This is a genomic window from Hyphobacterium sp. CCMP332, from assembly GCA_014323545.1.
Taxonomy (GTDB): domain Bacteria; phylum Bacteroidota; class Bacteroidia; order Cytophagales; family CCMP332; genus CCMP332.
In genome coordinates, this window is record CP058647.1 from 3032084 (window position 1) to 3057613 (window position 25530).

The 25530-nt window shown below is 36.8% G+C and carries 22 protein-coding genes; 6 read left to right on the forward strand and 16 right to left on the reverse strand.

Features of this window, described 5'->3' with window-relative positions; translation table 11 throughout:
* Nucleotides 1-81 precede the first annotated feature (81 nt).
* From HZR84_13380 to HZR84_13400, 5 genes are all read left to right on the forward strand, one after another.
* The gene (locus HZR84_13380; GenBank protein QNL22889.1) at nucleotides 82-1044 is read left to right on the forward strand and encodes a sodium-dependent bicarbonate transport family permease; all 963 of its coding nucleotides are present in this window, start codon (nucleotides 82-84) and stop codon (nucleotides 1042-1044) included.
* Nucleotides 1045-1251: 207 nt separating this feature from the next.
* Nucleotides 1252-2985 (forward strand): ATP-binding cassette domain-containing protein, encoded by a 1734-nt coding sequence (locus HZR84_13385; protein ID QNL22890.1) that lies wholly within the window; start codon nucleotides 1252-1254, stop codon nucleotides 2983-2985.
* The gene (locus HZR84_13390) at nucleotides 2978-4342 is read left to right on the forward strand and encodes an HlyD family efflux transporter periplasmic adaptor subunit (GenBank protein QNL22891.1); all 1365 of its coding nucleotides are present in this window, start codon (nucleotides 2978-2980) and stop codon (nucleotides 4340-4342) included. Before HZR84_13385 ends, HZR84_13390 begins: the two co-directional genes overlap by 8 nt.
* A gap of 5 nt (nucleotides 4343-4347) precedes the next feature.
* Entirely contained in the window at nucleotides 4348-5769 is a 1422-nt protein-coding gene (locus HZR84_13395) for a TolC family protein (GenBank protein QNL22892.1), read from the forward strand.
* Between the two features lie 151 nt (nucleotides 5770-5920).
* Nucleotides 5921-6703: a DUF4382 domain-containing protein gene (locus tag HZR84_13400; GenBank protein QNL22893.1), complete on the forward strand. Its 783-nt coding sequence runs from the start codon at nucleotides 5921-5923 to the stop codon at nucleotides 6701-6703.
* 27 nt (nucleotides 6704-6730) lie between these two features.
* Here HZR84_13400 and HZR84_13405 read toward each other — a convergent pair whose 3' ends face one another.
* The 10 genes from HZR84_13405 to HZR84_13450 form a co-directional block, all read right to left on the reverse strand.
* On the reverse strand, nucleotides 6731-7528 hold the full coding sequence (locus HZR84_13405) for a response regulator (protein ID QNL22894.1): 798 nt from the start codon (nucleotides 7526-7528) through the stop codon (nucleotides 6731-6733).
* A complete protein-coding gene (locus HZR84_13410) occupies nucleotides 7529-9553 on the reverse strand; it encodes a response regulator (GenBank protein QNL22895.1) in 2025 nt (674 codons plus the stop codon).
* 177 nt (nucleotides 9554-9730) lie between these two features.
* Nucleotides 9731-10465: a DUF2490 domain-containing protein gene (locus HZR84_13415; GenBank protein QNL22896.1), complete on the reverse strand. Its 735-nt coding sequence runs from the start codon at nucleotides 10463-10465 to the stop codon at nucleotides 9731-9733.
* A gap of 659 nt (nucleotides 10466-11124) precedes the next feature.
* The gene (locus HZR84_13420) at nucleotides 11125-11439 is read right to left on the reverse strand and encodes a cupin domain-containing protein (GenBank protein QNL22897.1); all 315 of its coding nucleotides are present in this window, start codon (nucleotides 11437-11439) and stop codon (nucleotides 11125-11127) included.
* An 11-nt stretch (nucleotides 11440-11450) separates the two neighbouring features.
* A complete protein-coding gene (locus HZR84_13425; GenBank protein QNL22898.1) occupies nucleotides 11451-11930 on the reverse strand; it encodes a hypothetical protein in 480 nt (159 codons plus the stop codon).
* A gap of 10 nt (nucleotides 11931-11940) precedes the next feature.
* Nucleotides 11941-14064 (reverse strand): glycoside hydrolase family 97 protein, encoded by a 2124-nt coding sequence (locus HZR84_13430; GenBank protein ID QNL22899.1) that lies wholly within the window; start codon nucleotides 14062-14064, stop codon nucleotides 11941-11943.
* Between the two features lie 96 nt (nucleotides 14065-14160).
* Nucleotides 14161-14742: a YdeI/OmpD-associated family protein gene (locus tag HZR84_13435; GenBank protein ID QNL22900.1), complete on the reverse strand. Its 582-nt coding sequence runs from the start codon at nucleotides 14740-14742 to the stop codon at nucleotides 14161-14163.
* Nucleotides 14743-14887: 145 nt separating this feature from the next.
* On the reverse strand, nucleotides 14888-15889 hold the full coding sequence (locus HZR84_13440; protein QNL22901.1) for an amidohydrolase family protein: 1002 nt from the start codon (nucleotides 15887-15889) through the stop codon (nucleotides 14888-14890).
* A 165-nt stretch (nucleotides 15890-16054) separates the two neighbouring features.
* Nucleotides 16055-16444 (reverse strand): glyoxalase, encoded by a 390-nt coding sequence (locus HZR84_13445; protein QNL22902.1) that lies wholly within the window; start codon nucleotides 16442-16444, stop codon nucleotides 16055-16057.
* Between the two features lie 160 nt (nucleotides 16445-16604).
* Nucleotides 16605-17099 carry a GNAT family N-acetyltransferase gene (locus HZR84_13450; GenBank protein QNL22903.1) on the reverse strand — a complete coding sequence of 165 codons (495 nt, stop codon included), beginning with the start codon at nucleotides 17097-17099 and terminating at the stop codon, nucleotides 16605-16607.
* Nucleotides 17100-17400: 301 nt separating this feature from the next.
* Between HZR84_13450 and HZR84_13455 the strand changes: the two genes are divergently transcribed.
* A complete protein-coding gene (locus HZR84_13455; GenBank protein ID QNL23269.1) occupies nucleotides 17401-18759 on the forward strand; it encodes an SLC13/DASS family transporter in 1359 nt (452 codons plus the stop codon).
* Here HZR84_13455 and HZR84_13460 read toward each other — a convergent pair whose 3' ends face one another.
* From HZR84_13460 to HZR84_13485, 6 genes are all read right to left on the reverse strand, one after another.
* Nucleotides 18760-20175, reverse strand: a complete 1416-nt coding sequence (locus HZR84_13460; GenBank protein ID QNL22904.1) for a BamA/TamA family outer membrane protein — start codon at nucleotides 20173-20175, stop codon at nucleotides 18760-18762.
* A 24-nt stretch (nucleotides 20176-20199) separates the two neighbouring features.
* A complete protein-coding gene (locus HZR84_13465) occupies nucleotides 20200-21273 on the reverse strand; it encodes a prolipoprotein diacylglyceryl transferase (GenBank protein ID QNL22905.1) in 1074 nt (357 codons plus the stop codon).
* A gap of 109 nt (nucleotides 21274-21382) precedes the next feature.
* Nucleotides 21383-23239, reverse strand: coding sequence for an NAD(+) synthase (gene nadE, locus HZR84_13470; protein QNL22906.1), 1857 nt, complete (start codon nucleotides 23237-23239; stop codon nucleotides 21383-21385).
* 5 nt (nucleotides 23240-23244) lie between these two features.
* Nucleotides 23245-23979, reverse strand: coding sequence for a ribonuclease III (gene rnc / locus HZR84_13475; GenBank protein QNL23270.1), 735 nt, complete (start codon nucleotides 23977-23979; stop codon nucleotides 23245-23247).
* The gene (gene fabF, locus HZR84_13480) at nucleotides 23980-25227 is read right to left on the reverse strand and encodes a beta-ketoacyl-ACP synthase II (protein QNL22907.1); all 1248 of its coding nucleotides are present in this window, start codon (nucleotides 25225-25227) and stop codon (nucleotides 23980-23982) included.
* An 11-nt stretch (nucleotides 25228-25238) separates the two neighbouring features.
* Nucleotides 25239-25475: an acyl carrier protein gene (locus HZR84_13485; protein QNL22908.1), complete on the reverse strand. Its 237-nt coding sequence runs from the start codon at nucleotides 25473-25475 to the stop codon at nucleotides 25239-25241.
* Nucleotides 25476-25530: the final 55 nt, after the last annotated feature.

Consider the following 25530-nt stretch of genomic DNA (forward strand, 5'->3'; position numbering starts at 1 on the left):
GAGATTTATTCAATAGACAAAAAGCACTTTACCTGTCAATTAAAATGTCAGGTTTTTTTATGAATTATAAAATACAGAAAAATGACCTTTGATCTTTTACTTGAAAATCTAACAAATCCGGCTTTATTATTCTTTTTTCTTGGAATATTAGCTGTACAGCTCAAAAGTGATCTTGAGATTCCACCAACCTCATCCAAGTTTATCTCGCTTTATCTTTTGTTTTCAATTGGTTTTAAGGGAGGACAGGAACTCGCTCATAGTAACATGGATCTTGAAATTCTATGGTCTCTGGTGTTCGGAATAATTTTAGCTCTGGTGATTCCGATTTACTCATTTTTTATCCTGAAAAAGAAATTTGGTGTATTTAATGCCGGGGCAATTGCAGCAGCTTATGGTTCAGTAAGTGCTGTAACCTTTGTTACGGCAGTTTCATTTCTCGAAATTCAAAAAATTGAATTTGGTGGACATATGGTGGCAGTTATGGCCCTTATGGAAGCCCCTTCAATAATAATTGGTGTTTTGCTTATGTCGTATTTTAACAAAAAGGACAATTCTGAAATTAATATTCCTGAGGTTATACGTCATTCATTTACAAATGGAAGCGTACTTATGGTTATGGGAAGTTTGGTCATCGGATTTCTGGCCAGTGATCAGCAGGCAGAGGGAATCAGGCCTTTTACCACCGATATATTCAAGGGCTTTTTGGCAGTATTTTTATTGGATATGGGCATCATTAGTGGAAAACGGCTTTCTTCTTTTCTCGAAAACGGTTGGTTTGCCTTAATTTTTGCCATTGTGGTTCCTTTCTTTAACGGAATCCTAACTGCCTATCTTTCCTCATTTTTTACTCAATCTGAAGGCAACCAATTGTTGTTTTCGATTTTGGCAGCCAGTGCATCGTATATTGCTGTACCTGCAGCCATGCGATTGGCAGCGCCCGAAGCCAATCAAAGTTTGTACATTCCAATGGCTTTAGCTATTACCTTTCCATTTAATATCACTCTGGGAATGCCCATTTATCTTTATATTATTCAAAGTATTTAAATAATAATACTTTGATAAATGATAGTAAAACTATTATATTTGCAAATAAATTAACAATTGATATAATTCTTTTTGTAAATAATTAATGTGGTCAAATAGATTTATATATCGAGGGTAATTTATAAGGATTGAACAATTTGGTTAATTTCGACTTAATCTATTTATCAGAAAGATTTAGATAAGATTTTACAATTCATATTGTCATAAATGAGTGATTACTCAAATACATCTTTAACGCCATTAGAAAGATTTTGGAGGCTTCTGAAACCAGACAGCCCGGAAATCAGAAATGTTTATATCTATTCAATTTTTATTGGATTGATAAATCTTTCCTTGCCTCTTGGAATTCAGGCCATTATCAATTTGATCCAGGGGGGGCAGGTGAGTACCTCATGGATTGTGTTGCTGGTATTTGTTGTTGGCGGCGTCGCTGTTGCAGGGGTATTACAGATATACCAGATGCGAATTACGGAGAACTTGCAACAAAAAATATTCACCAGAGCTTCTTTTGAATTTGCATACCGAATACCCAGGGTAAGGTTGGAAGCCTTGTATCGCTATTACGCGCCCGAATTAATGAATCGCTTTTTTGATACCATGTCGGTACAAAAAGGATTGCCAAAAATTCTCATTGATTTTTCAGGAGCATCTTTACAGGTGATTTTTGGATTGATATTACTGTCATTTTATCATCCATTCTTTATCATTTTCAGTTTAATTTTAGTCTTGCTGGTTTATGCGATATTTTGGTTAACAGCCAAAAGAGGCCTGGAAACAAGTTTGGAAGAATCAAAATACAAATACCAAACAGCACACTGGTTAGAGGAAATGGCAAGAACCAGTGTCACCTTTAAGCTTGCTGGCAAAACCGATTTACCACTTCAGGTAACTGATAAATTGACAGGCGATTACCTTAAATCAAGGGAAGGGCATTTCTCTGTATTAGTTCAACAGTATTCTTTGATGGTGGTTTTCAAATCGATCGTTGCACTCGGATTGTTGGCACTTGGTGGAATTCTAGTGATGGAACAGCTCATGAATATTGGACAATTCGTAGCTGCGGAAATCATTATCCTACTTATTATGAATTCTGTTGAAAAACTCATCATGAGTTTTGAAACCATATATGATGTATTAACTGCTCTCGAAAAGATGGGGCAGGTGACGGACATGGAACTCGAACAATCGGAAGGAATAGACTTGATAGAACAATGCGATAAAAATGGTCTTACTGTCGATCTGGATAATGTATCTTTTTATTACCCCGGACAGAAAAAAGCGGCATTAAGGGATATCTCATTGCATTTGGCGTGTAGCGATAAGGTCATGATTACCGGAGAAAACGGATCGGGAAAAAGCACTCTGGTTCAGGTTTTGGCAGGACTTTATGATGTCCAGGATGGGGGGATTTCCTATAACGGTTTTCCCATAGGCAATGTAAACCTGGAGTCGCTCAGGTCAGTAATAGGCGATTACATGTCGCAGGAGCAACTTTTTGAAGGAACAATAATTCAAAACATCGCTATGGGCAGAGAAGTAGCCACTTTTGACAATGTGAAATGGGCCGTTAAAAATCTGGGATTGGAAGAATTTGTCAGAAAATTGCCTTACGGATACGACACCATGATCGCGCCAGAGGGTAAAAGACTGCCTAAAAGTATTGTGGAAAAAATTCTAATAGCAAGGGCCATTGCGGATAAACCTAAACTCCTTTTAATTGAAGATGCATTTGAACATCTGGACGAAATTGACAGAAGAAAAATTATAGATTTTCTGACAGATAAAGAGAATGAATGGACCATGGTGACAGTTTCTGCGGATCCATATGTTGCAAAGAGATCGGATAAAATATTTGAGGTAAAAGACGGGGAAATAATTCACAGAGGAACCTATAAGGAAATGGAATCATTGGCAAAACTCAAAAAGAACAGGGATGCTTAATATTTCCAGAAATAGTGTGAGCCAATTTATCAAGAAAGAAGATTTTATCTCTCTTAGATATGTTGAAAGGTTACATTCAGGTAGGGTATTACTCAAAATATTGATGTATATCTCGATAGTATCAATAATCGTGATGTTCATCCCATGGACACAGAATATAAGAGCAAGAGGAAGTGTGACAACCATACGACCGGATCAAAGGCCTCAAACTATTCATTCCATAATTGCAGGTAGAATTGAAAAGTGGTTTGTAAAAGAAGGGGACTTTGTATACAGAGGAGACACCATTTTATTTATTTCTGAAATCAAGGATGATTATTTTGATCCACAATTACTTTCGAGAACCAGGGCACAGGTTGTTGCAAAAGAAATGTCGGTGCAATCTTATATTGAAAAAGTGAATGCATTGGAAAATCAAATTGAAGCGCTGGTACAAACCCGAAAATTGAAGCTTCAGCAAGCGGAAAACAAACTAAAACAGGCCCATTTGAAAGTAACTAGTGATTCCATTGATTTTCAGGCCGCTATTATCAATTTTGAGATCGCCAGTGAGCAGTTTCAACGTTATGAAAAACTCTATAAAGATGGTTTACAATCACTTACTGATCTTGAAAACCGGAAGAATAAATTGCAGGAAGCGCAGGCCAAAATGATCTCTGCAGAAAATAAATTACTGACAAGTCAAAATGAAGTAATAAATGCCAAAGTTGAGCTCACATCGATTGATGCACAATACCGCGATGATATTGCTAAAGCCAAATCAGAAAAGTTTACGGCTTTATCGGGTAAATACGATGCTGAGGCTGCAGTGACTAAACTCGAAAACCAATTCATGAATTATTCGGTAAGAACAGGCATGTATTATATCACTGCTCCACAGGATGGATATGTGACAAAGGCGATTCAATCCGGATTGGGAGAAACAATTAAGGAAGGTGCTTCAATTGTCAGTATTATGCCTTCGCAATACGACCTCGCAGTGGAAATGTATGTAAATCCATTGGATTTACCTCTGATCGAAAAGAAACAGGAAGTGCGAATACAATTTGACGGTTGGCCTGCAATTGTATTTTCCGGTTGGCCAAATACCAGCTATGGAACCTACGGAGGTAGAGTTTTCGCTATAGATAATTTTATAAGTGACAATGGCAAATACAGATTAATGGTTGCTCCCGATCCAAACGATCATCCCTGGCCGGATGCTTTACGGGTAGGCGCAGGCACATTCAATATGCTATTGCTAAAAGATGTGCCAATTTGGTATGAATTGTGGCGACAAATCAATGGTTTTCCTCCGGATTACTATAAGAACGACTGGAATACAGAAGTCAATAATAAGTCCAAAAACTCCAAATAGACAAGATGAAGATACGCTTCATATATATCTTATCCGTTCTTTTTGGACTGAGCATTATAAATACATTCGCTCAAAATGATACCACTTTGGTCATGGATTTTGATGCGTATATGAAGATTGTAAAAGAGCATCATCCTATTGGTCAACAAGCGGAATTACAACTGGACAGGGGTAAGGCCGTGCTTCGAGAAGCAAGGGGAGGATTCGATCCAAAGATAAATCTGGAATCTTCACAGAAGGACTTTGAAGATAAAAACTATTATGATCTTCTGGATGCCGGTTTGAAGGTACCAACATGGTTTGGTCTTGAGTTTAATGGTGGTTATGAACAAACCAGGGGAGTTTTTTTAAATCCTGAGAATAATACACCAGGAGCGGGTCTTGTATATGCAGGAGTCGGCATTCCCATTGGAGAGGGTTTATTCATTGATAAACGCAGGGCAGAATTGAGAAAAGCCAAAATTTTCAGAGAAAGCACCGAAGCGATGAGAAAGTCAATTTACAATGAACTCTTGTTCGATGCTGGAAAGGCCTATTGGGAATGGTTTATGGCTTACCATGTGCTTCTGGTTTATGAAAATGCCTTAAATGTTGCCATTCAAAGATTTGAAGCTGTAAAACAGTCTGCATTATTTGGAGATAAACCCAGCATCGATACTTTGGAGTCAGGGATACAGGTGCAAAACAGACGTCTTGCACTTCAGCAATCCAGACTTGACTTTAAAAATACGTCTGCGCTACTTTCCATTTATTTGTGGAGAGACGGTGAAATCCCTTTGGAATTAGATTCCATAGTCGTTCCACAGGAAAAAGATCGCGTAGAAACAGATGCCCGTTCTGGTTTTTCAGAATTGGAAATCGATAGCTTGCTTCTCAATCATCCTGATCTGTTACAATACGATTTTAAAATTGAACAATTGGACATTGAGCGAAGATGGAAAATAGAACAGCTCAAACCCGATTTAAATTTGAAATACAATTTTTTAGCCGAACCTTTGACAAATAACATCTTTTCTGAATTTACACCAAATAATTACAAATGGGGTTTGCAATTTGAAATGCCCGTTTTATTAAGAAAAGAAAGAGGAGCCTTGCTTCAAACCAAAGTCAAAGTACAAGAAGCGCAATTTGATTATAGCCTTAAACAGGCGGAATTGGGTTTTAAATTTCAGGCGGCGAGAAACGAGTTATTTACTACCAATAGTCAGGTAAATTTATATCGTCAAACAGTACAAGATTATCGGGGACTTTTGACGGGGGAAAGAACAAAATTTAACGGCGGGGAAAGCTCGCTCTTTTTAGTGAACTCAAGGGAGTTGGGCTATATTAATGCTCAAATTAAACTGATAGAATTGCTATCCAAAAATCAAAAAGCAAAGCTCAAACGCGACTATGCTTTGGGAATTCTTTCAGAAATCAATTATTGATTGATCATTGTAATTCTCAATAATTTTTAATCATTTTCTAAGGGTTTTCCGCTAGTATATGTTCGTGGAATTCCGCCATTTTACAATTTTTTAAAACATATATCGCTGAAAATCAGTAAAATTCATTGATCTCAAATCAAATTTTACGAAAATGAAAGTTAGGCTGATTTCAAATCCAATTATAATCATTATTTCTCTTTTTGCATTCTTTTTTAATGGATGCAAAGAAGAAAGCGATGTGCCAGGTACTGCGTCAATTAAAATCTCAATGGTAGATGCGCCAGGAGATTTTGATTCGGTTATAATTGATGTGGAAGATGTGTTAATCAATTTAAGTGGATCGGGATCAGATTGGGAAAGTATGGATGGTGTTAAACCGGGAAGTTATGATCTGCTCAAATTAACCAATGGGAATGAGTGGATTTTAGGTGAAACTGAATTGCCCTCAGGTAATTTAAGTCAAATTAGACTTTTACTTGGATCGGGAAATCGATTGTATATCGAGGATTCCGCAATATATCTTCCTGTACCTTCAGCTAATCGAAGTGGATTAAAAATTAACATACAGGAGTCTTTAGAAGGTGACAAATCCTACAAACTCATACTAGATTTTGACGTTGACAAATCCATTGTAAGACTTGGAAATGGAGATTTTCAACTCAAACCTGTGATTAGAGGAAAATTGGAATCTAAAAGTGGAGCAATAAAAGGTAGAATTTTGCCTGAATCTAATTTATACAGGATCTATGCCATAAGGGGAATTGATACATTAAATACACATTCGAATGTCAATGGAGAATTTTTACTCAGGGCTCTCGATCCTGGTATTTATGACTTAATTATACCTAATGATTCAGGTATTGATCTTAGCATTGAGGAAATAAGCATCAGGGCAGGAGAGGTTAAAGATTTGGGCGATTTAAGGATGCTCTAATTTTTTATTTCAAAGTGAAATTTTATGTTATACAGTCAGTTGATGTATGTAGTCGATTAATTTAGATTCCCAATTTTCATTTTTGATAATATAGCCATCACATTTTTTATTTTTGAGTGACATGGCAATATGCGCATCCTCCTGAGAACTTATAAATATAATTTTAGTGTTTGCACGTTTTTCTTTAATTTTTTCTAACAGATTCATACTATTTCCATCAGGCAAAAAGTAGTCCATAAATACGATATCAGGGATATTCTTGTCAATCCCTTTTAAAAAAGATTTTTTACTTGAATAGGAAACAATATCATTTTCATTTATTTGATGGTTTTGAATTGTCTTTTTGAGTTTTAATTGAAACAACTCATCGTCTTCAAGAATAGCAATATTATATTTAGACTGATCTTTTAACTGATTTAGTTTAACTAAAATTCTATCTAAAAAAGAATTCTTCCCTTCAGAGAACTTATTATCATTTAAGATTTGAGTCACCGTATTATTGTCGATAGACCCTTTTTCTAGTATAAAATCTGTTTGATTTTGTATAGCGCTGGACACCTCATTCATATCAAATCGTCCGGAAAAGAGTATTATCTTCATCCCGGGATGAAACTCTTTGAACTGTTTAATAACATCATTTCCTTTTAGTTTAGGAAGAATATTATCTATAAAGAGATAGTCAGGTTTGAAAGTACTTATGTAATACAGTGCATTTTCTGCACTCCTGCTTTTATAAATTTCATTTGACAAAGGTTCTAAAATGACAGATAATTTTTGAATAAATAAATCATCATCATCTACGATAAGAACGCGTGGCTTTTTCATTTAAGATTCGAATTGTTTGATACTATTTAAATACTCCTGTAGGTACTCTTTAACCATTATGAAATACTTATTCGTACTTTTTTTATTTTTCTTTTTAGCAGCCTCCTCCAATTGTGATGCTGCTTTACTTTCATTTAACAAATCAAGACTAACTAAAGATCCATGAATCATGTGAGCTTTCTTAGATATTGTATTGTAATCTTCCTTTGCAAATGCTAAGTCAAGTTCTTCAATATCTTTTGGGAATCTTTTTTTTGCAATATTGAGCATACTCAATAAAAATTCTTTTCCATCATTCTCTTCTATTTTGTTAAAAGTTTTGAGGTGATTGTTTGTATTTTTGGAATTATTGTACTGACCATTTTTATCTTTTTTGTGAGATGGCTCCTGGCTTTTTGTAAATGTTAAAATACAATTCACAAGATCTTCCTCTCTGTATGGTTTTACGATATAATCATTCATTCCAATTTCAAGACACTTCTCTTTTTCTTTAACCACCGAATATGCGGAGCAGGCAATTATAGGCAATTTCATTTTCAATTTTTTCCTTATGTGTTCTGTCGCTTCCAAACCGTCCATTACAGGCATTTGTAAATCCATGATTATTATGTCATAGTTCCTATTTTCAAGCAATTCGATGGCTTCTTTCCCATTACTGGCCACATCGTAGCTTGCTGAATTTTTATCAAGATAATTCCCGGCAAGAAGTTGATTATGTTCGTTGTCATCTACAAGAAGTACATTTAGTCCCAAAAGTTTATCTATCTCCTCAGAAGAATTTTGGAATTTTTCCTGCATTCCTATTTCTTGAGAATCCGAGATTTCAAAAGGCATTTCTATTGAAAATGTTGCGCCTTCACCCTTTACGCTAGAAACCATTATTGTGCCGCCTAATAATTCTGTAAGCTCTTTTACTATATTTAGCCCCAGTCCGGTACCGCCATATTTTTTACTTGTGCTGGCTTCCTCTTGACTAAATCGATTAAAGATTTTGCTTATATTTTTTTGAGAAATTCCTATTCCTGTATCCTTTACTTCGAACCGAATTATGACACGCTCATCTGTAATTGATTTACTTTCCGCACTTAAGTGAATTGATCCACTATCGGTAAATTTGATAGCATTTGAAATTAAATTTCCGAATATTTGATAAAGCCTTGTTTCATCGGATTTCACATACTTTGGAATATCAAAATCATAACTTAACAAAAGCTTTAATCCTTTTTCTTTTACTTTATTATGATGAAGTTCTGTTATTTGTTTTATCACTTTTTCAAGATTAAGTGATCGAATATCCAATTCCAGCCGCCCGCTTTCTATTTTCGAGAGGTCGAGAATGTTGTTCAGGATGTGAAGAAGGTTTCTGGATGCTGTAGAAATTATTTCAACATTTTTTCTTTGTTCCGGATTAAGATCAGTTTTTCTTAAAAGGTCATTAAAACCAATTATGGCATTCATTGGCGTTCTGATTTCATGACTCATATTGGCAAGAAACTCATCTTTTACTTTAGAGAGCTTTTCAACACGCTGCTGTTCTTTTCGAAATTGAATTAACCTTATTACCGTTCTGCTGATTGCTTCTAAGGATTCTTTATCTTGTTTAGATAATTTTCGAGGCTTTCGATCTATTGCGCAAAGTGTGCCTAAATTATATCCTTCGTCATCTGTTAAAGGTGCTCCTGCGTAAAAACGAATATTTGGATTACCCAAAACCAAAGGGTTTTCGTTAAATCGATCATCTTCCATGGCATCATTCACCTCAAAAACTTTTTTATCCATTATTGCATATTGACAAAAAGATATATCTCTGCTGGTTTCATTCGCATCAATTCCAAACTTTGATTTAAACCATTGGCGATTATTGTCAATAAGACTTACTAATACAATTGGCACATCCAGAATGTTTGCTGCAAGCTTAGTGAGATCATCAAAGACATCTTCTGGAATGGTATCGAGAATATTGTAATAATTAAGTTTTTTTATTCTGTCTTGTTCATTTTCCGGAACCGGTAAGTGATGTTTCATTAATTAAAAAAATTAAAATCTTAGATTAAATACTATTAAAATAAATATTGGAGCTGTGCGTATAATTTGGTTTTAATGTAAACAATTTTCATTCATATAATTATTTCATGTAATAAAATATTGGCTTTTACAGTTTTAAGGTGATTAAATTTATTTTCTTGTTTTGATTTAAACTTTTTAATCATCTGTTCTAGATTTTGCATTTAAATGCAAAAAAACTGTAAAGCGTATAATATTGCGGTTATAGAAATTTTCGGGTATTGATTGCTGCTGATACCAATTTATATAAGCCAGTTCAAAGCCAAAATTGGTCATTGGGTAAAACTGGATGGCAAATCCAATTCTATTTTGATCAAAAATTGAAATAGTTGACTTTCCACCTGCATTAAAATGAAGTTCGTCCAAAACACGGATAATGAATAAGTCACTTAGCTGATATCTCATCTCGAGCCTATATCTGAATCGTAAGTTTCGAAAAGAATAAGAACGATCATCTTTTTCAAAAAAACGAAACTCTGTCCAATACCGATGATCAATTATTATTTTACTGGAGAGAATTTGCCGGTTTCCAAACTCGAAAATCGGACGAAGCTCTGTCTGGGTGATGTATTTTTCAATACCAGGATCCTCAGGTGAAGCTTGCAAAAAGTAGGCGAAGCCCAAGGCAGAATTCCATCCTTTGCCAATTGAGCGGTCAATAAAGGCACGGGTCATGAATTGATGTTGTCTCAAATTTTTAAAAAAGACTCGTTCTTCTATTTCATGCCGGAAAATATACCTCTTGTCAATCTGAATTTTTAGGTAATGCCTTGCCCAAAGCAAATCCTGATGCATCACTTTTTTTTGTGCTTCAGAATGTTGAGCACCAATAAAAATAAGGAGAATTGCCACGGTCAGCCCAGAGATTTTCACATCCTAAATATCGCAGAAAAATGAAAAATGCAATGTAATAAAGGTTACCAATGAATTAATCTGGATTTTTAATACTCATATATTCGAAAATGTGAAGCCTTCGTTTGCATGTATTTTCTCAAAGATTTTTGATAATGCAGTTATAATCAATTTCCGAAAGTGTCCACATTTTTTCATTGAGATGTTTTATCAACATTCTCTGGGTAATTGTATGAGAGCTCCAATCCAATCCTTTATTTCAGGCAGATATTAGCAAGAGATTTGTTCAAAAGCAGATATTATTCTGTAAATAATTTAACACAGATGGACGCATTATATAATTTATTTAAAATGAGTACCTTAAATAGCTCATCGACTTTGACGGGATTTTTATTTTCCTTGTTAATTTATCCTACAGTATAAATGATAGTGCCTCCCCTTTTTGTAATACAGATAGACTTATAATCTATCCATACTCATGCCTACAGCCTCTTCAACTTGCCCCTGAATGGTTTTCGGGAAAGGGCTAATCCGGGCTATTGCAAATGGCCTTAACGGGAAATTCCCCCGACAGATTATTAAAACAAATAGAATGATTAATAAAAGAAAGCTTATAATGATTTCACTTGGTCTTTTCTGGAAAAAAATTTACATACTCGAAATAAAATATTCTATTGAATTCAAACTTTAATCATGATCAACATCATTTTAAAAGCTTCGGTGGCTTCCAGTGCATGTGGAACATTGGCGGGCATTATGATAATCTGACCAGCGCTTAAAACATTGACCACGCCGTCGATTTTAATTTCACATTTCCCTTCGAGAATTTGGGCAATTGCGTCAAAAGGCGCTGTATGTTCGCTTAAATTCTGACTTTTGTCAAATGCGAATAGGGTACAAGATCCATTTTTATTTTTGCTAACGATTTTACTGACTGTTGCATCGCGCGAATAATCGATACTGTCTTTCAAATTATAAACTTTAGCATTTTCCATAATTGTTAATTTTATTCAATCCAAAACCAGGAATGACTTCCCGCTATTGCTCCTGCTGCTGTGATCAGACTTAATATTAATAAAAGCCAATGCAATCGATGCATTATTTTAAAAGTCTTTTCAGGATTTTTTGATGCATATTTTTTAAAGGCTTTGTGTAGAAAAAGGGGTTCAAAAACAAAAAGAATCAGTGTAAATAATAACCAAATCAAAGTCATGGCATGAATCCACCAATATTTTAATTCCAGATATCTGTGCCAGGCATTGAGTTCGTATAGCATATAAAATCCTGAAATTGCAGTCAACAAAGTGGTGATTTTGGCCTGAAAAGCAAATTTTCCCTCAATCATTTTAAACGTTTTGATTTGTTCCTCAGAAGATTTTAACTTTTTAATCGCAGGGATTAAAACAGTAGTCACCATGGATACTCCACCAATCCAAAGGATGATGGCAATCACATGAATGACCCGGGCTAAACTGTAGTATTCCATGAAAGCAGCTTTATAATTTTTCCATTATAAGACTTATGGCAAATCCGCCCCCTTCTTTCATGGTTATTTCTTTTGCGTCTTGATTGTTTACATCAAAAGAATCAATTGCAATATCCTCGGGTTTGTTTCTGTAATGGCTTTGTTCGGAATCACGATAAATGATACCCTTATAATTTTTATCATTTTCCAAAAAGCCAAAATCCAGACGATAATTTCTTTCTTTTTCGTTGGTAATTCCTCCCACAAACCAATTACCTGTTCCTTTTTCTTCTCTTGCAATAACCACAAATTCGCCGACATCACCATCCAATACTTCTGTTTGCTCCCAATCAACACCCACATCTTTGATAAATTGAAATGCAGGTCTATTGGAATAATTTTCGGGCAGATCGCAAGCCATTTGAATGGGACTGTAAATGACCACATAAATGGCCAATTGATGCGCTAAAGTGGTATTGATCTGATTATTTTCCTTTGTGGGCAATGACATATCAAATACTCCGGGTGTAAAATCGATAGGGCCCGAAAGCATTCTTGTAAAAGCCACTATAGGCAAATGCTCAGGAGGATTTCCGCCATCGCCCGACCATGCATTGAATTCCTGGCCTCTCAAACCCTCTCGTGATATGGCATTGGGATAGGTTCTTCTCAATCCTGTTGCTTTGATGGGTTCATGAGGATTTACTGCCACCTGGTATTTGGCGGCTTTCTCTAATGGTTTTTGGTAATGATTAACCATCCACTGTCCGTGATGGTATTCACCTTTGGGTATAATTTTTCCGACATAGCCCGATTTTACAACATGCATCCCCAGGGACTTCATTAATTTATAAGCGCTGTCCATTTGCTGTTCGTAGGTTTTGATTGCAGCTGATGTTTCGTGATGCATGATAATTTCTACCCCTTTTTCCTTGCCGTAGTGTACAACTTCCCTGATGTCGTAATCGGGATAAGGTGTTACAAAATCAAATACACCTTCGCGATCTTCAAACCCGATCCATCTTTCCCATCCGGTATTCCAACCTTCAATTAAAAGGCCTGTAATATTGTTTTCCGAGGCAAAATCGATATAACGTTTGGCGTTTTCCGTGGTAGCTGAATGCCTGCCATGCGCATTGCCCGAATCCACCCATTTGCCAGTGTTTTTATCCATAGTCATACCGTAATCAAAGGAACCAACAGCAATGTGCATTTCCCACCATATGCCCATGTATTTTTTTGGTTTAAACCAGCTTATATCCCCCAATTTATTGGCGTCATTTAAATTGACAATGAGTTTTGAATTAATCAAATCTTTAGCTTCGTCGGAGATCTGTATGCTTCGCCAGGGTGTTTTAAAAGGCAAGGCTCTTTTGACTTTATAAGCCAATCGATCAGAACCTACCAATTGACTTGTCATTTTTAAATTGACAGTATCTACCTTCAGTGTCATGCCTGCATAATCGAGCAAAGCGGCTTCGTGAATGCTCAAATGCAAGCCATTTTTTGCTCTGAAAGTAACAGGTGTGTTGACTGCGTTGTCCTTGATTGAGGTAAATCCCAGTCCTGCAGCATCCCTGTACTTAAAAGCATTGATCTTCGAAATTTTGGTTTTGGAATAAAGATGCTCATAGCTGTCCCAATCAGCGGGGATCCACCAGGCGATGAGGTCCTCAGTAAAATTGAATTCTGTATGTTCTTCCATGATGAATAATGAATCTGTGTCATTTTGCATTGGGAATTCATAACGCAGTGCAATACCATCATCATAGGCTCGGAGAAAAAGATTTAGTTTTCGCCCGGGGCTTTGACTTTCCTGCAATTCTATCACTATTTCATTGTAATGATTGATAACCTTCCTTTGCTCGCCCCAAGGCATTTCCCAGGTTTCGTTCAAGGTAGAAAAACTTGTTTTCAAGATTTCAAAACCGCCTTTAAGTGATGTCTGATCTTTGAAATCAAAACTCATAAATGAGCTGTCAATAATTATTTCCCCATTGTGTGATACAATATAAAAGGGTTCGCCTTTTTCTGTGAGATAGAATTCAATGCGATTGTTCTTGGTAGGCGATTCGACCATTTGTTGACTTGCCTTTTTTTGACAACTCAGCATTACTAGCAGGGAGAAAGTAAGCAGGAATAGCGTATTCTTCATGGTTTTTAAATTTTGAAACCAATTTTCAATGTATTCAATTTTCCTCAAAGCTTGTATTCCCTTAGTAATTTTACAGCAATTTCAGCTTTGGCTAATTTAGACAAAGTGTTTTGGTTTTTTGTGTTTGGCCGCATTCTCTGCGATTTCCAGAATTCGTTTTTCTCTTGTTTCTGTTCTTTTTGCCATTTTAACCCAAGCCAGCATTCCTTTTTGTATTGATTGGCTCAATGAATTATAATATTCTTTTGAACCCTTGTGTTTAGCAAATTCATTCTCCAAATCGATGGGAACTTCAAGCGCTTCGACAGAATCGAGAAAAGACCAAGTACCATTATTCTTTGCTATTTCGATTGATTTTAAACCGGCTTCAGTCATTAATTTTGAAGCGATCAGTTTTTTGACTTTATCTTTATTGACTTTAGACCAAATGCTTTTTGCTTTGCGGGGGCCGTAATAGTGTTTGTACTTCTCCTCATCTATTGGTTTTTTGATACTATCGATCCATCCAAAGCACAACGCTTCATCCACAGCCTCCGACCATGTAATATTTTGTTTTGAGGAGCCTATTTTATAAATGATCAGCCAAACGCCTTTCTTATTTTTGTGATTTTCGAATAACCAATTCCTCCAGTCGGATGAATTTTTGGGACAGAATTCGGTGGATACGGATTGTAGCATTGAGTAATCTTAAGGATCAAGAACAAGTGCAATAGCGGATTTCAAGGTAAATCCCTGACCGCCATCACAAAAGTTTATAAAATGCTGATATTTTGCCATTATTACTTCACCCTCTATTGCTTAGATACAATATTATACGGCGTTTTCATTTTATCTTCAAAAGTTCAGTTATCTCTTGTTCAGTCAGGTTTAATTTCCTTTTCAAGAGGTCAAAATATTCCACACTCTTGTACAACGGATAATCTGTTCCAAATACAATTTTTTCAAAACCAAGTTTCCTGCAATAATCACTTAACTCCCGAAATTGATTTTCTGTTAGTTTAGATACGCCATCTGCCTCCTTATCAAGTCCTACTCCAGAAATATCGAATACTATTCTATGTTTGCTAATTGGGTGGTTTTTTTCAAACAGGTCAATAAAGCTATCCAATATGATTTTTGTCTTTTTATTGAAACCACCAGAAGTTCCAAAATGAGCAATTTGCAGGTTGACATAGTTTAGTTGGCTTAAAACCGAATTTGCAAGAATTTCTACATCTGTTTTTCCGAATTTTGGATGACTATTATCAAAATGCAAGAGAATAGGAATTTGGTTGAAAGATGCATATACAAATACTTCTTTAATTTTTGCAAGATGTTCAGGTTCTGTCAGATAGACTTGAGATGCATTGAAATGAAGTTTAATTCCGTCCAATTTTAGTTTCTTGTGGCATCTTTCAATTTCCTCTATAGCACTTTCGTGCAAAGGGTCAACTCCATAGAAGGCCTTTATGCTTTCAGGGAACCTGGATTTTGCTTTAGCTAAAAAATCATTCTCCAATCGTATATTTTCGGTAATGTTATCTGTACCGCCACCAAACTCCGTAGAAGCATAAACATATGCCATTGAAATCAATGAAATGTAGTTTGCCCCATTTGTGGCAATTATTGTGTCAACATTTGAATAATAATTATCATTTTTTGAAAACGGAATCCCCATTTTCTTCCACAATGCAATAAGATTGGGGCTCATTATATGAACGTGGTGGTCATTAACAACCAAAATGCTGTCTTCCCAATCTTTGTCAATTTCTAAATTATTACCTTGCCTGTTTGCACAAGCGGTTAAAAGAAGAAAAGCGATAAATATTAATAGCAGGTTTTTCATTTCTGTCAATTCAAATGCTCTTTAACGGCCCTGGCTAAGAAATGTACGGGTTTTAGAACACATTTTTATAGCCGTTTACTCAGTACTATTGGATGTTATAATTTTCATTTTACTGTCTTAGTCCGCATGTTTTCTTAGCCTATGTTGGCGACTGGCTTTTGTTCTTTATCCTTCATATTTATGAAATTCGGTAATTGTCCAATAATAACCGTCCTTGTCACGAAGTGAAAATTCCATTTTCTTTGAATTTGAGCTTAAGTGAATTTCTTCTTCAATAGGATAATTCATATTCTCAATATTCTGACGGATTGCCTCTAAATTGTCTGTTTTATAATAAAGAATTAATCCATTCCCTGGTATTACGTTTGGATTCATCATTGTCGGATGGCCATGCTCTCCCCACTTATGAAGGCAAACTAAGATTTCTTCATTTTCATCTTCAAGCACAGCAAAGTCATTACCTCCATGTGTTCTTTTACAATTGAATACTGATTGATACCATTCCGCACTAATATTTATGTCTTTTACTGCAATTATTGGGTCAATTTTTGTCATTTTCTTAGTTCTCCATTATCAGCTTGTCGCAATCGGTCCTGGCTATGGCCCTGAGCCCCGTTGCCCAGACCAACCCGGGAATAATTTATAATCTCTAATTTAGGGAAATTTACCCAAGCTCAGGGATGCAATAGGATATAGCAGTTGTTAGGCACTTTTATTATTTGTATCTATAAACTTCATGAGCACCAAAACTCAACAAATCAATCGTTTTGTCATATCTCGCCCCAAGTCTAAGAGCTAGTTTCTTTGATACTTCATTTTCAGGATCAATATAACTTACCAAAGAAGTTAAGTTGAGCTCATTAATCGCAAAGTTCTTTACAATTGTTCCAGCTTCGACTCCATAACCTTTTCCTTGAAATTCAGGCAGAAGCCAATAACCCATTTCTGGCTCAGGCCAGGGCAAAGATTTCCAAAGTCCAATGGTGCCAATTAAATTTCCAGTAGCTTTTTCCGCCACCGCCATATACGAGAATCCTTTGAGTATGTAATGTCCAATATAAGTTGCCATCAACCTCCAGGACTCTTCCGGGCTCTTTATACCTCCAACAAATTGAGCATTCTTTTCGTCCAAAAAGAATTTAGCAAAGACAGCATAGTCTGATTGTAACCATTGCCTAAAGATTAATCTCTCCGATTCTAAACCAATCATTAATTTACTACTTTAATTTTTTACTAGTATAAACAAAAGCTGGTATTCATATATTGTGCTTAAAGATTGGCTAAAGTTATTGACTTTGTGTTTACTATAGCAAAACCCTCATAATAAAAAGTATGCGCATATTTAAACGTTTGAAACCGTTTAATGCCCTTTTAAAAACTGAACGGCTTATAAATTTCATTGATATAAATTACATTTTTATATCTTCAAAATTGTGAACACAACACGAATTGTTACACTCCTTCTGGGGCCGACGGTCTTTATCCTTTCTTTTTTTATACAAGATCCGGGTATGGAAATTCAAATGTTCCGTGTTTTATCCATGGCACTTTGGATGGTCATTTGGTGGATAGGGGAGGTAGTTCCGGTACCGGTTACGGCACTATTACCAATGGTGCTTTTGCCTTATCTGGGAGTATTTTCCATTACACAATCTACCGCACCCTATGCCAATCCGATCATTTTTCTTTTTATGGGTGGATTTATGATAGCATTAGCCCTGGAAAAGCATAAACTTCATCTTCGTATTGCTTTAAATATTCTCAAACTTACTGGTACTTCCGGGGATGGAATTATCATGGGATTTATGATCTCTACAGCACTTTTAAGTATGTGGATAAGCAATACCGCTACGGCGGTGATGATGCTTCCGGTGGCATTATCGGTCATAGAACTTTTAAGCGACAATAAAAATAGCGGAAAGGATAAAAAACGTGAACGATTTGCCCTGGCCTTGATGCTTTGTATTGCCTATGCGGCAAATATCGGTGGAACCATGACCCTAATCGGTACGCCTCCCAATATTGTTATGGCGGGTTATTTAAAAGAAATCCTTGACTATGAAATTCAATTTGTGCAATGGTTGGGTATAGGTATGTCAGTGGGCATTACGCTTTTAATCCTGACCTATTTTTTACTAATCAAAGTGCTTTTTCCAAATAAACTGGAACACATCCCCAATTCAGAAGAGCTTATAAGAAAAGAAATTGATGATTTGGGTCCAATAAGCAATGCTGAATGGAAAGTCATTTCTATCTTCTCACTAACGGCTTTGGCCTGGATATTTAAGTTACAGATAAATAGTCTTATCGGAGCGGACCTGCTTTCGGATTCTGCAACGGCCATGAGTGGCGGACTACTGATGTTTATTGTACCACAGAGTTTTAAACATTCCCGTTTTTTACTCTCATGGGAAGACATGAAAAAGCTGCCTTGGGGTATATTGATCCTTTTTGGTGGTGGCATGTGTCTGGCCAGGTCATTGGAAGAAGTTGGTCTGATACAAAAAGTAGGTCAATTGGTCATGGAAATGCAAGGCGTTCATATATTCATTATGGTCCTGTTGGTTACAGTTTTAGTATTATTTCTAACAGAAATAATGAGCAATGTAGCCCTGGTCACCATTTTTATTCCGGTTGCTATTGGAATAGCGGGTGGACTAAATATTGATCCGCTGCTTCTTGTAGTACCAGCTACATTGGCTTCTAGTTGTGCCTTTATGATGCCGATAAGCACACCTCCCAATGCGGTAGTCTTTGCTAGCGGTCATATCCGAATGCGCGACATGATGAAAACAGGCTGGCTGCTAAATCTTGCAGCATCACTGGTAATAGCGCTTATGGCTTATTTTTTGGTGGAAATTTTTAGCTGATCAGAATGCTGCCTGAAGATTAAGGAAAAGGTTAGTTTCCCCTTCCTGGCTAATGGCATATTCGGTTCTGAACACAAGATCGTAAAAAGTGGCAACATCAATACCAATTCCATAGCCACTCAAAAATGTATTAGAGAAACGGGCATTCAAATCTCTGGTATTGCGGTTATCGACATAACCCAGATCGGCAAAGACTTTTATAAAGACTTTTACAGGTAAAACCTTAAACTGGTCAAGTGGAATAAAATTGAAGGTTTTTTTGAAGGAAAAGAGCTCGTATTTTAATTCATTTTTATTGATCACATAATGATTGCCATTGATAACATAAAGGTCAAAACCCCTAAGTATATCATCGCCATAACCCAAACCCTGATACAGGAAAAAGGGTTGAGAATTTGGAGCTGAAATTTTTGTACTGGCATAATGCGAGGAATAAAATTTCTTTCCCAATTCAAAATATTTCGCACCCTGCAGACGCATTTCCCAAACATCGATATCATCGAGAAGGCCTAGTCCGGCTTTTCCTATGCCCACGCCAATGATATATCCCTTTGTGGCATAATAAGCAATATTTCTCCGATCCCAGGAATAGGCATAACTCAAATTAAAATATTCTACTTTCGATGCCGAATCCCCAAAATAATTGGGATTTAATGCACTGATGGTATCACCTACCCATTGCTGATGATAATTGAGCTCCACACTTTGTTGACCATAAAACTCACTTCTCCTCACCAAATAAAAGGTTGAATAAAAGCGCCTTCTCTGGAGCTCATCGCTATCTACAAATTCCAGTTTATGGTCATTGACCTGAAAAGCAACTGTATTGTTATCCGAATAGGAGACCTTGAATCCCATGCCGGTTTTCCTGTTTTTATTAACATAGGGTATGTCATAAAAAGCTTCAAATTTCCTGGTAAAACCCAGTTGGAATTTCAATTTGATATTTTCCCGTCTTCCTCTAAAATTCTTATCGCGAAAGGTAAGACCGTAGACCAGCCTTTCTGCTCCGGCTCCTCTTTGTAGCAACCATTCGTTAAAGTTACGATCACCAAGATCAAGGTGAAATGAAGGCCATATATACCAGCGCTCAATGACGGTATACCAAATGTCTATGTATTCACCATCAAGCACATAGTCTACCTCTACAATATTGAAAAGTTGCGTATTAAAGATTTTATTGACCTCTTTCTCTAATAAAAGCGAAAGGTTTTCCCGTGGAATGGTATCGCCACTTTCTAAGGCCAATTCCCTGTAAATAATTTGTGGTCTTGTGCGTTTGTTTCCTTCAATTCTAATGTCCCTGACGATCAAAATATCATTCGGAACAGAATCTTTTGCAAGCGTAGAACCAAACCCTTTTGCAGCCATGAAAATGCCTACACATAGAAAGAATATCTGATGTGGTTTTAACAATATCTCTGAAGTTTTGGGAAATCCTTATTCGGTCTTTCTCTTATCCTTTCTAATTACATATATGTAAAGAATTACCCCAGCTAGAACGAGTGGAATACTCAATGATTGTCCAAGATTAAGTTGCAATCCTTCTTCAAAATCAACTTGATTCTCTTTAAAAAATTCATGGACAATTCTAATTCCAAAAAGGAGTATTAAGAACATGGAAAAAATTTTCCCCTCAACCGGTTTCCCTTCTGCCGGTTTGTAAAATGCAAAGAATAGAAAGGCGGCGATCAGGAAATAAGATAAACTCTCATAAACCTGAGTAGGATGTCTTGGAATAGCTTTAACAGCAAAAACAATAGTGCGATTATTGCCGGCCAGTAGGGGAGGATTGGCATCGGAATCGAGTGCAATAAATTTGGCGAGCGCTTCGTACCTATTGAGCGCCTCTTCCATCTCGGATGTCGCAAAATAAGTGGCGTATTCCTGATTAATGGTATCCTTAAAATCCAAGCGCAATTGTAATAAGCCATTTTCTCTGGCAATTTCACTGTCGATACGATCTAATTCGGCATTGTTGATAAAATTTTCAAAATAGTTTTCAAGTTTGTATTCAGCACTATGAGAATATACCAAAGCCCATGGAACATCCGATTGTTTTCCTATAATTTCTGAATTCATAAGATTGCCCATTCGGATAAATCCACCACCAAGAGCAACAAGGATAACAACCCTGTCGAGAACGTATAAATAAGTTTGGTCGGCACGACTTTTGGCATACAGATACAATCCAATTAAAATTCCTATGGCTGCACCATGGCTGGCGAGACCACCTTTCCATACTTTAAGTATTTCCAAAGGATTGGAAAGATAAAATTCAGGTTCGTAAAAAAGACAATGCCCCAATCGTGCGCCAATCACCGTAGCCACTACCGTGTAAATGGTAATAGCCTCAACATCCTTTACATTTTTACCTTCTTTTTTATACCACTTGCTGAGTATTTGCTGACCAATCAGAAAACCTGTTGCAAAAAGAAGTCCATACCAACGCAGTTCGAATCCCCCTGCCTGAAATATTTGCGGACTGACGTCCCAAAGAATAAATTGAAGCATTAATTAAAATTTGCGCAAAGATAAGCTTAGGAATTAAGAATTTAGAATTAAGGTTTGCGAATTGTCTTTCCCGGATTGGTTTAATCGAAATTGCGATTAATTTTCAGGTTTAACTGATATTTTCCAGATCTTTCAACTCTTCTTCAAAGCCACCCGATAGAATTGGAAAACGACACCAGGTTTTGGGATCAACATTAAAGTCATCAATATGAAAAGTCGGCGCAATTCTTTCCCTTTTCCATTGATTTCTGGACCAGAGTTTAAAAAATTTAATGACCCAGTCTTTCATTTCTTTATTAGAATACGACGTTTTCCCTTGCATTTTGGTATAAACTTCTATCGGCTTAAGTCGGTCTCTGATTGCCAAAATTTCAATTTGATGTAAAATCGAATAGGGCATAAGATCGCTTTCATCGGTTTGTTCATGATGCGAAGGACGCAATTCGGCAGTTGGTTTTAATTGGTTGATTTTTGAAAGTCCGGGGAAATTCAGATTGGGCTCTGCCCAAATAAGCCATTGAAGTAAAAATGATTTGGCCACACCTGCGATTGGTGCTATACTTCCTGAAGTATCCCCATCCATTGTGGTGTAACCCACATCACCTTCGCTTCTATTAGATGTGGTCAATAAAAGTGCATTTTTTAAATTGGCCAGCATCCAAATGATGGGTGAACGCGAACGCGCCTGAATATTTTGTAAGCTCAAATCATCATCCTCCCAGTTTAAAGTTCTACCTATCGTCTTTTCAATTTTTTTGGTATATGAATCCACCTCTTCCTGAATACTCCAATGGTAAAACTTCGCTCCAAGGCTATCAGCGAGGTATTTTGCAGCTTCAAATGTTTTTTCCGATGAATTCACAGAAGACTGAAATACCACTGTCAATAAGTTATGGATAATTATTTTTTCAATTTTTTCTTTAGGCAGCTCGTAAAAATCATTGGGCAATTGCCATGATATATTTGGGAGTTGATCAATGAATTCTTTTTCACCTATATCTTGCATGGCTCTTCTCACCATGTGCGCTACCAATAATGCACAAGAAGAGGAATCGGCACCTCCACTTAAACTTAGTACAAAACCATTGGCATTGCTTTTTCGCAGATAATCGTATAGGGCGAGGGCTACTGATTTTGGGAACAAATAATTATTATCGCTTTCCGAAGGTGGAAGTTCTTCTTTTTGTCCCGTGTAGACCAGGAGATTTACATCTGAAAAAGGAAGCAATTTATTTCTCACTTTGATATCGCCTTTTTCCGCGATAATTACTTCTCCGTCAAATACAAGTCGACCCGAATCATTTCCAAGTAAATTTGCATACACGTATATGCAATTAAAATTGCTTGAGCTCGTTTGAACGAGCTTTTGCCGATCCAAGGTTTTATTCAATGCGAAATGGCTGGCACTTGGATTTAGTATTATATCCACTTTTTGTTCGGCATAGCGATGTCCGGGACGATGTTCTTCCTGCCAGGCATCTTCACAAATTTCCATGGCAATCTTTTTGCCTTTAAAATCAAATGAATATTCACCAATAGGGTATGTACGGCCCTCCCATTCAATTTGATCCAAATGACTTGCCGGCCAGGATTCAAACCATCTCGGTTCATAATAAACACCACCATTGGCGAGTAATTGTTTGGCCACAAAACCTTTGAGTTTGGCATCTTCAAGGATGGCATTGCAATTGTACAATTTGTTATTAAAACGAATCGGAAGACCAATATTAAGCAGTAGGCCTTTAGATAAGGGAATGCATATTTTTAATTTCTCAAGCGCTTCCTTTGACAACCAGTCGCTGAAAAACATATCCTCACAACTATATCCTGTCAAACATAATTCGGGAAGGCAAAGAATATCTGCGCCTTGATTTCTGGCTTCGTCGCAGGCTTTGCTTATGTTGTCGATGTTTTTAGTCCAGGCAATTGGTGTCTGGCTTAAAGATGCAGCTGCTATTTTTAGCATTGTGTTTAATTAATAAAGCCCTTCAATTTACAAACTTCCAGTGCGGCTGCTTGTTCTGCTTTCTTTTTGGTTTTTCCGCTTCCTTCACCAACTTTTTCGCCATCCAAAAATATGGCAGATGTAAATTCCTTATTATGGCTGTTGCCGGTCTCCTCAATTATTTCAAAGTTAATTTCAATATTTTCTTTTTGAGACCATTCTATCAAAGTAGATTTATAATTCTTGCCTTCTTTAACAATCTTATCTACATTGATTTGATGATTCAATAGTTTATTTTCAATGAATTTTTTACACTTTCTGTAGCCTTTGTCGAGATAATATGCACCAATAATCGCTTCCATGGCATCGCCCATTAAAGCTTTTTTACTTTTATGTCTTTTCAATCGTTTATCAACTTCAATCAGATTTTGTAAACCTATATTAAATGCGACACTTTTAAGCATTTCACGATTTACAATTCGGGCTCTGATTTCGGTGAGAAAGCCCTCGTCTTTGAAAGGATATTTTTTAAATAGAAAATCAGCAACAACTGCCCCAAGAATTGCATCACCCAGATATTCCAGCCGTTCATTACTTTCTTTAAATCCTTCACTATTGGTTGGAGCAATAGAAGAATGTCGCAATGCGAGCTCATAGAGGCTTAAATTACCGGGTTTGTCACCCGTAATGCTCTTAATACTTTGTTTGATTAATTTTTCCCTTCGACTGAGTTTTTTGAAGAGTGCCAATTTCTTTGGCAGTTAAATTTTTCTGAAAATAAGCGAGGTGTTGTGTCCGCCAAATCCAAATGTATTACTCAATGCTACATCCACTTTTCTTTTTTGAGCTTTATTAAAAGTGAAATTTAGTTTTGGATCAAGCCCCTCATCATCGGTAAAATGATTGATGGTTGGGGGGACCGTTTGGTGTTTAATTGCCAAAACACTGGCAATTGCCTCGATTGCTCCGGCTGCACCTAATAAATGGCCGGTCATGGATTTTGTTGAACTGATATTGAGATTGTAGGCATGCTCACCAAATATGGCCTGTATGGCCTTGGTCTCGCTAATATCTCCAAGAGGAGTGGATGTGCCGTGCACATTGATATAATCTACTTCTTCCGGTTTGATCTTGGCATCTTTAATGGCATTTTTCATCACATTGGTTGCACCAATGCCATCGGGATGTGGTGCTGTAATATGATAAGCATCTGCCGACATGCCACCACCGATCAATTCGGCATAAATGTTTGCACCACGTGCTTTGGCATGTTCGTATTCTTCCAAAATCAATGCACCTGCACCTTCTCCCAAAACAAAGCCATCCCTGTCCTTATCAAAAGGTCGTGATGCGGTTTCAGGCGAATCATTGCGTTCGGAAAGAGCTTTCATGGCATTAAACCCACCAACGCCGGCTTCAGTAACAGCAGCTTCTGAGCCACCGCTAACAAAGACATCGGCCATTCCGAGACGGATATAATTAAAAGCATCTACGAGAGCATTGGTTGAGGATGCGCATGCTGAAACGGTTGCAAAATTGGGACCGCGAAAGCCATATTTAATGGAAATCTGTCCTGCACCAATGTCTGCAATCATTTTTGGAATAAAGAAAGGGTTAAATCTCGGAGTACCATCTCCCTGAGAAAAGCTCATGACTTCCTCCTGGAATGTAAGTAAACCACCGATGCCCGAAGCCCAAATCACACCTACTCTGTCCTGATCAAAACTCGAACCCAGCAAGCCGGAATCCTCTACAGCCTGATCGGCACAAGTCATTGCATATTGAGCATATGGATCTAATTTTCGCGCTTCCTTTCTATCGAAATAATCAAGCGAATTATAATCTTTCAACTCACAAGCAAAACGGGTTTTGAATTTTTCGGCATCGAACCTGGTAATCGGGGCTGCTCCACTGACACCATTGGATAAACCTTTCCAATAATTGTCTACACCTATCCCAATAGGTGTCAAAGCACCAAGTCCCGTTACTACAACTCTCCTCAACTCCATAAAATGGACTATTATTTTACATGCTCCTCAAGATAGGAGATAGCCTGTCCGACAGTAGCTATATTTTCAGCCTGGTCGTCTGGGATTGAAATGTTGAATTCTTTCTCGAATTCCATGATAAGCTCTACCGTATCTAATGAGTCTGCTCCTAAATCATTTGTGAAGCTAGCTTCCGGAGTCACCTCTGACTCTTCCACTCCTAACTTATCAACAATAATGCTTTTTACCTTTTGTGCGATTTCTGACATTTTACAAAGTTTTAAAAAGTACTGTGCAAAGAAATGGATTAAAATATATTTGTCA